A 7,496-nucleotide genomic window follows, 5' to 3' on the forward strand; every position below is an offset into this window, starting at 1 on the left:
GCCCGCCGCGCCCGCAAGGCTCGAGCGGCAGGCACCACAGAGGCCCGGCCCCGGCCGCCGTCCGCAGGTCCGGCCCTGTACGCCACCGCAGCAGGGCCGTCCCCGTCGTCCTGTCGCTGGCCGTGGCGGTCCTGGTGGCCGCGGGCGTGATCGTATGGCAGTGGACCGATGACGAGGCCCCCGGCCTGCGGCTGGAGGCGGGGACGGGGCGGTCGGGAGACGAGCTGTTCACCGTCCCCGCGGCCGGTGACGGCGCCAACCAGAAGCTCAACGACATGACCTCCGTCGGCCGCGCGGTGGTGGCGGTCGGCAGCGACACGACGAGCCCCACACCGCGCCCGCTCTTCCTGTTCTCGCCGGACGGTGGTAAGAACTGGCAGCTCGGCCAGGTCAACGGCGCCTCCACCCCCACGGTCCAGCGAGTCGTCGGCGGCAACGGGCGCTGGCTGGCCGCCGGTGGAGACGGCGTGTCCGAGCGCGGCCTGTGGACCAGCACCGACGGGTTCAGCTGGACGGCGGTGGAGGAGTCCGGGCTGGCCGCGTTCAGGGCCGGTGACCAGATTCACGACATCGCCAGGACGGCGTCCGGGTTCGTGGCGGTGGGACGTACGACGGGAGACGACGGCGGGACGGGCCCGGCGGCGTGGCGCTCCGCCGACGGCCGGGCCTGGGAGCGGATCGAGACCAGAGAGCTTGAGGTACGCGAGATCAAGGCGGTCGTCGCCAAGGGCGACACGGTCGTGGCCATCGGGGCCCCCGCGGTCGGCGAGGGATCGCGGGTGCTCCGTTCGGCCGACGGCGGGCGCGACTGGCAGGCGACCGGCTTCCTGCTTCCAGAGGCCACGCCGCGTACCGGGACGCTGGCCGTGCTGCCCAAGGGGTTTGTGCTGGCTCCGTGGCGGCAGCGCACGATCACGGGTGACGTGCGCGTCTACTGCTCCCCGACCGGGGCACAGTGGTCGCAGTGCGGCTCCATCGGCGGCCTGAACAGCGAGAGCGCCGGCGTCGAGTCGCTGATCTCCTATCCGACGGGCATCGCGGCGATCTCGCAGGGCAGCCTCGGCCGGTACTCCGTGCTGACCAGCGCCGACGGACGCCAGTGGGCCAAGCGGGCCGACCTCGGCAACCTGCCGGGCGCGACGCTGCGCGGGTTCACGATCTCCGACGGCGGCACCCTGTTCGCGGGCGGCGACCAGGCGGCCTCCGACGTCGACAACCAGCTCGTGCTCATGACCGCGCCACCGCGCGGCAACGCCTCGCGGGTGCAGCTGGGCCAGGTCGAGGGCCTGACCAGGATCGCGCGCGAGACCACAGCGCTGGCCGGCTTCGCCGGCAGGTACGTCGCCGTCGGCTCGGCCTCCGGCGACGCGGGCCTGTGGACGATCAGGGACTGGCAGAGCTGGAAGTCCATGAGTCTCGGCGGCCCCGGCCGGCAGACGCTCGAGGACGTGGCACACGGTGGCCGCGGTTGGCTCGCCGTCGGCGCCACCGAGACCAACGTGGCCGTCACCGACCCCCTCCTCGTCACCTCCGACGACGGCGAGAGCTGGAGGAAGGTGAACGTCACCGGCGACCTGGCCCGCAACCCGAACGACCCCTACCTGGAGACCCACGTGGTGACGGCGGGCAAGAAGGGGTACGTGCTGGCGGGCGAGTCCAGGGACCAGGCGGGCACGTCCGGCGCCGCCATGTGGTTCACGCCTGACCTGCGCAAGTTCACCAGATCGAAGAAGCTGCCACAGGGCGGCTCCGGGGTGCGGATCTACGACGCCGTCGCCAGCGGGGACGGCTACGTGGCGGTGGGCGGCTCCGGCGGCGCCGACCAGGAGAGCAGCGTGGTCTGGTACTCCACGGACGGCGTGAACTGGAGCTCGCGCAAGCGTGTGACCCCGCCGGACGCCACCTCGGCCGGGCTTCGACGGATCACGACTTATCAGGACAAGCTGGTGGCCATCGGCACGGCCGTGACGGGCGGCTCGCGGCGCGCCTTCGCGGCCGTCTCGGACGACGACGGTGCGAGCTGGCAGACGGCCTGGCTGCCCGCGGAGCAGGCGGCGGCGGTGTACGACCTGGCCTCGGCGGAGGAGGGCCTGGTGGCCGTGGGCTGGCACGGCGTTCCCGGCGAGGGCGACAGCGCGGCCTGGACCTCGCAGGACGGCCTGTCGTGGAACCGCATGGCGCTGACGAAGGACCGGCTGGCCGGGCAGGGGGCGCAGTGGCTGTCGGCCGTGGCGGTGTCGGGCTCGGAGGTCGTGGCGCTCGGCCGGTCCACGACGTACAACGCCGATCACCTGATCCTGTGGATCTCCAGCCTCACTTCGAACAGGTAGGGAGGCGCCGTTTCATCGGGGCAGCACGCCCCAGGCGGTCAGCGACTCGAGGAGCCCCTCGGAGAGCGGCAGCCGTACCAGCTCGTCCATGTCGCACCAGCGCACGTCGGCGGCGTCGTCCCCGGCTGCCGGCACGCCTCCCGACACGCCGGCCAGGTAGTCGCGGATCACGTACGTGACTCCGCCGGGGCCCGGGCGGTCCACGGTGCCGGCGAGGCGGCCCACCTGCACGTGCAGCCCGGTCTCCTCCAGGACCTCGCGGCGGAGCCCGGCGGCGTCCGTCTCGCCGGGCTCCAACCGGCCGCCGGGGATGGACCACAGCCCCATGCCCGGTGGATGTCCCCGCTTGATCAGGAGGAGCCGGTCAGAGGCGTCGAAAATAATCGCGCCGACACAATTTACGCGCACATGACCAAGATTACGACGGGATAACGAGAAGCGCCCTTGACGGGCCGGTGCCGGAGAAAGCACCGTGGGTAGTTGTGAGAGCGGCTCCAACCTGTCCGCGGTGCTTTGGCCCGCTTCACGGGCCGAGTGCGTGGTCGAGCGCGTTTCGATGTGGCACGCACGGCGATGTCCTGCCGTATCAGCCTCCATGGCCGCCGACCGGCGCGGCGCTGGAGGCCATGCGCAAGAGCGCCGTGGTGCCCGTGTGGCTGCCCTGGCCGTTGCCCGCCGGCTGGCTGGTGACCGGTTTCGGCGAGGTGGGCGACCAGCGCACCGGTGCCCGCGCCAGCGTGGTCGCGCTGACGGGGCCCTCGCTCATGGAAGGCCCCGCCGATCTGCTCGTCATCGCGGAGGAGCCGGGCATCGGGCTCGGTGCGGCGTTCGCGGGGCTCGACGGCCCCGACCCGGGTGAGGGCTTCGACTCGGGGCCGCCGAACGCCAAGATCGACGTGCTCGGGCATCCGACCGCGCTCTGGTGCGTGGGCGCCGCGGACGACCGGGCCGTCTACGCGGGCGAGGCGCTGGGCAACTGGTTGTGGGCCATCGCCTGGCCCGCCGATGCCGGCTGCATGATCGCGCTCGCCGAGCTGTCGCTGCTCGACGCGCGAGATCACGACCTGGATGTCCCGTTCGGCGCATTCTCTCCGAGACTCGAGGACTGAGCTCGATTCGCGCTCTGAGTCAGACGGACTAAAGTTCGGAAGCGTGACAGCGCGTATCGAGCGAGTGGTGACCGAGGGCGTCGTCGATATCGACGGCACCGAGCACAAGGTCGAGAACAACACCTGGATCATCGGCGACGACGACGAAGTGATCGTCATCGACGCGGCGCGTGACGCCGAGAAGATCCTTGAGCAGGTCGGCGAGCGGGAAGTGCTCGCCGTCATCTGCACGGCAGGGCTGCCCGACCACGTCGGGGCCGCCATCGAGGTGGCCAGCAGAGACGAGGCCATCGTCGCCCTGCATCCCAAGGACAAGCCCCTGTGGCGGGAGACCTGGCGCGAGACCTGGCCCGACATCGACATGGAGGACGACGGCATCTTCGAGGTGGCCGACGTCCAGCTCGATGTCCTGGAGACGCCCGGCATCACGCCCGGCGGCGTCTCGCTCTACTGCGAGGGGCTCGGGGCCGTGTTCACCGGCAAGGCCCTGCAGGCCGACGGCCCCGGCAAGCTGGGCGGCGAATACCCCGCCCTGGCCGACCAGCTGACCTCGATCGGCGGGCGGCTGTTCACGCTGCCCGGTGACACGCGGGTGCTGGCCGCCCACGGCGACGAGGTCACGATCGGCGACCTGGAGCCGCACTTCGACGGCTGGGTGTCGGGCTCGCTGACCCGTGACGACCCCGATGTCGATGGCTCGCTCACCGATGGCACCAAGATCTCCGGGATCAAGCTCAACCCGGATGACGACTAGGGTGAGGGAGCGCCGTCGCCCGGACTCCGCAACGGATCCCAGCGACCGAGCCGTCTCCGCGGGGTGGAGGCCATGAACGCAGTGCAGGGCCAGCTTCCGCTGGATGGGATGCCGCGGCGGCTCTATTCGTGCACGCCGTCGCGGTTGAACGCCTGGCTCGACTGCCGGCGCCGCTACCGGTTCAGCTACCTGGACCGGCCGCAGCCGTCCAAGGGGCCCGCCTGGGCGCACAACAGCGTCGGGGCGAGCGTGCACAACGCGCTGGCGGGGTGGTGGCGGGAGCCGTACGAGCGCAGGACCCCGCTGACGGCCGCCATCCTGCTCACGAACGGATGGATCACGGAGGGGTTCAGGGACGCCGAGCAGTCGGGGCACTGGCTGGGCCGCGCCCGCGACCTCGTCTCCGGATATGTCGCGACATTAGACCCCAGTGACGACCCGGTGGGGGTCGAGCGCACGGTCGCCACCCGCACCAAGGTCATCGCCGTGTCCGGCCGCATCGACCGCCTCGACCGGCGCGGGGACGAGCTGGTCGTGGTCGACTACAAGACCGGCCGCCGCCCGCTCACCCAGGACGACGCCCGCTCGTCGCTCGCCCTGGCCGTGTACGCGGTCGCCGCCTCCACGATGATGCGCACGCCCTGCCTTTCGGTTGAGCTCCACCACCTGCCCACCGGCGAGATCGTGGAGTGGCGGCACACCGAGGAGTCGCTCGCCCGTCATCTGCGGCGCGCGGAGGAGCTCGCGACCGAGGCATCGGAGGCCGACGAACGCTACCGCACCCTCGTCAGCCCACCCACCAAGGGCTCCGCCACATCGCGCCCTAGACCGGGCACCTCCGGGCAGGGCACCTCAGCGCCGGGGGAGCGGCAGTCCGTCGGGCCGACAGCGGTGCCGGACGAGATCGACGAGCTGTTCGCGCCCAGCCCCGGGCCGATCTGCTCCTGGTGCGACTTCCGCCGCCACTGCCCCGAGGGCCAGACCGCCGCCCCCGACCGCCGCCCATGGGACGCCCTCGCCGAGTGACGCACCGCCCGGCCCGCCCCACCGGCGGCGCTCGGCGGGAGTCCTCCCTGCTCGGCGTGCTGTTCGACGGCAGAGGCATGGGCGGCAGCGGATGGACGATGACGGGCGTGTCGGCTGTCGTGCTGGTGGCCGGGTCGCTCCGGCCGGTCAGGCGGCCAATGCCGTCGGCCAGCGGCGGGGATCGGTCAGGCCCTTGAGGCCCTTGCTCACGTCGTAACCCGCCGCGCCGAGCCGCTCCCTGGACGCCTGCAGCATCTCCCTCGTGGCCGGCATGAACGCGCGGTCGTGCACCGGCTCCGGCAGCGAGTTCAGGCCCAGCCTGAACGCCTTCAGCGCGGCCCTGACGGTCGGGCGAGGCACCTCCGGCAGCGCCGCGTACATCCGCCGGGCCCACTCCGGCAGCGTGTAGTAGCACAGCGCGCCGAACGGGAAATAGGCGGGCTTGCCGGGTGACAGCAGCCTGAGCTCGTGCGGGAGCCTCGGCCACATCAGGAACCGTACGGTCGAGGCCGCCTCCTCCGTCACGCGCAGGCTGGGGCGTGCCTGCTTGAAGTAGGCGTCCATCTCCGCGCACGAGCCGGGCACGTCGTCGAGGTGCAGGCCGACGTACGTGGCGCTCTTGCGCTGCTCGTACAGGTAGCGGTCGGCCTGGCGCTCGGTGAGGCCGAGCCCGCCGAGCCTGGCCACCTCGAGGTACGACGACACCTCCGCGCAGTGCACCCACAGCAGCAGCTCGGGGTCGTCCACCCGATGTGTCCTGCCGGTGTCGGGATCCTGGATGCGCAGCGCCTTGTGGATGCCGCGCACCCGCCGGCCGATCTCGTCCGCCTCCTCTGGGCTGCCGAACGTCACTCGTCCCACGAAGTCCGCCGTGCGGCGCAGCCGTCCGAACGGGTCCTCCTGGAAGTTGGAGTTCTGCCAGACGCCGCGCATGGCCAGCGGATGCAGCGCCTGCAGCATGAGACCGCGTACGCCGCCCACCCACATCGAACGGTCGAGATGCACCTGCCACGTCACGCTCTGCGGCGGCTGGACGACGATGTCTTCGATGTTCGCCATAGTAAGTAGAGAATTACATGACATTGGACCTTGTGTCCAAGTAGTGCTTCTCGGCCGCGTTCCAGAATCGCACCAGCGCCGCCGCCGTCGTCTCCGGCGCCTCGACGGCCGGGGAGTGAACGGCGCCGGGCACCACCACGCACTCGGCGCCCAGCCTGGCCGCCATCTCCGACTGCGCCTCGGGCGGCCATCCGTCGTCGTGCTCGCCGTACAGCACGAGCGTGGGCACCTCGATCTCACGCAGCTCGTCGGTGCGGTCGTACATGCTCAGCACCTGCTCGGCCATGCACGCCAGCCCGGTCGGCGAGTTGGTGAGCAGGCGCTTGCGCAGGAATGCCAGGATCTCGTCGGACACGTCGCCGGCCAGCGCCTCGGGCTCAAGCCTGTGGTGCCACACGTGCTCCAGGCCGAACGCGTGCACCTCTTCCATGAGCTTCTTGCCGTTGATCGCCCGCCTGCCCTCGATGGCCGCAGGCCCCGACCCCATCAGCGTGAAGGACGCGAAATGTGTGCGCCCGTCGATCACGGCCTCCCTGGCCACCAGGCCGCCGAACGAGTGGCCCACCAGGTGAATGGGGTCTCCGCCGCCGATGACCTGGGCGAGCGCGTCGACGTCGGCGCCGAGGGCGGGGCAGGTGTAGGCGGCCGGGTCGTCGGGGCCCAGCGTCTCGTACTGGCCGCGCTGGTCGATGGCCACCACCCTGCGCCCCGACTGGGCCAAGGTCATCAGGACCGCGATGAAGTCCTCCTTGCTGCCCGTCAGGCCGGGGACCAGGAGCGCAGGCCAGCGCTCAACCACACCACTGACCGGTCGCGCGTCCAGGGCCGCGAACGTGCCCTGCGGCGTTTCGATCTTCTGTGGTGCGACGCCAGGAGGCAGATCGAGGAATCGCGGCGTACTCACGTGGGGCAACAATACCCAGAGGTCAGCGCCTCGACACAGTCGAGGGCACTACGTGTGTGAAAGGGCGCGCACCCCGCCGGGGTGCGCGCCCTTTCAGATGATGGTGCTCAGCCCGCGCGGCGGCGGTTGCCGCCTCCGCCCCGGGACTGGCGGCGCTGCTGCTTGCGCTCGGTGGCTGCGGACGGGGCGATGTCGTCGTCGTCCGTGGCCAGGTCGGGTGACTGGAAGATCACCGTGAACGGGTTCGGCGGGACGATCCGCTCCGGCTCCTTGCGCACCGGCGGGGGCGGGGTCGAGAGGAAGGACGGCTCCGG

The 7,496-nt window shown here is 71.5% G+C and carries 8 protein-coding genes; 4 read left to right on the top strand and 4 right to left on the bottom strand.

What is annotated here, in order from left to right:
• The coding region (locus AB0J09_RS49870) for a hypothetical protein (protein WP_360708109.1) at positions 1–2,330 on the top strand (2,330 nt) is incomplete at its 5' end.
• A gap of 12 nt (positions 2,331–2,342) precedes the next feature.
• Here the strand turns inward: AB0J09_RS49870 and AB0J09_RS49875 are convergent.
• Positions 2,343–2,738, bottom strand: a complete 396-nt coding sequence (locus AB0J09_RS49875) for an NUDIX hydrolase (protein ID WP_360708112.1) — start codon at positions 2,736–2,738, stop codon at positions 2,343–2,345.
• Between the two features lie 74 nt (positions 2,739–2,812).
• Between AB0J09_RS49875 and AB0J09_RS49880 the strand changes: the two genes are divergently transcribed.
• The 3 genes from AB0J09_RS49880 (at position 2,813) to AB0J09_RS49890 (ending at position 5,219) form a co-directional block, all read left to right on the top strand.
• Positions 2,813–3,439 (top strand): DUF6758 family protein, encoded by a 627-nt coding sequence (locus tag AB0J09_RS49880; protein ID WP_360708114.1) that lies wholly within the window; start codon positions 2,813–2,815, stop codon positions 3,437–3,439.
• A 43-nt stretch (positions 3,440–3,482) separates the two neighbouring features.
• Positions 3,483–4,193 (top strand): MBL fold metallo-hydrolase, encoded by a 711-nt coding sequence (locus tag AB0J09_RS49885; protein WP_360708117.1) that lies wholly within the window; start codon positions 3,483–3,485, stop codon positions 4,191–4,193.
• Positions 4,194–4,265: 72 nt separating this feature from the next.
• Positions 4,266–5,219, top strand: a complete 954-nt coding sequence (locus AB0J09_RS49890) for a PD-(D/E)XK nuclease family protein (protein ID WP_360708120.1) — start codon at positions 4,266–4,268, stop codon at positions 5,217–5,219.
• 147 nt (positions 5,220–5,366) lie between these two features.
• On the opposite strand, the gene AB0J09_RS49895 is transcribed toward AB0J09_RS49890, so the two are convergent.
• The 3 genes from AB0J09_RS49895 to AB0J09_RS49905 form a co-directional block, all read right to left on the bottom strand.
• Positions 5,367–6,278, bottom strand: coding sequence for an oxygenase MpaB family protein (locus AB0J09_RS49895; RefSeq protein WP_360708123.1), 912 nt, complete (start codon positions 6,276–6,278; stop codon positions 5,367–5,369).
• A gap of 13 nt (positions 6,279–6,291) precedes the next feature.
• Positions 6,292–7,182: an alpha/beta hydrolase gene (locus tag AB0J09_RS49900; protein WP_360708126.1), complete on the bottom strand. Its 891-nt coding sequence runs from the start codon at positions 7,180–7,182 to the stop codon at positions 6,292–6,294.
• Positions 7,183–7,289: 107 nt separating this feature from the next.
• On the bottom strand, positions 7,290–7,496 hold a 207-nt coding region (locus tag AB0J09_RS49905), incomplete at its 5' end, for a hypothetical protein (protein WP_360708129.1).

The sequence above is a fragment of the Nonomuraea sp. NPDC049784 genome (assembly GCF_040659615.1).
GTDB lineage: Bacteria > Actinomycetota > Actinomycetes > Streptosporangiales > Streptosporangiaceae > Nonomuraea.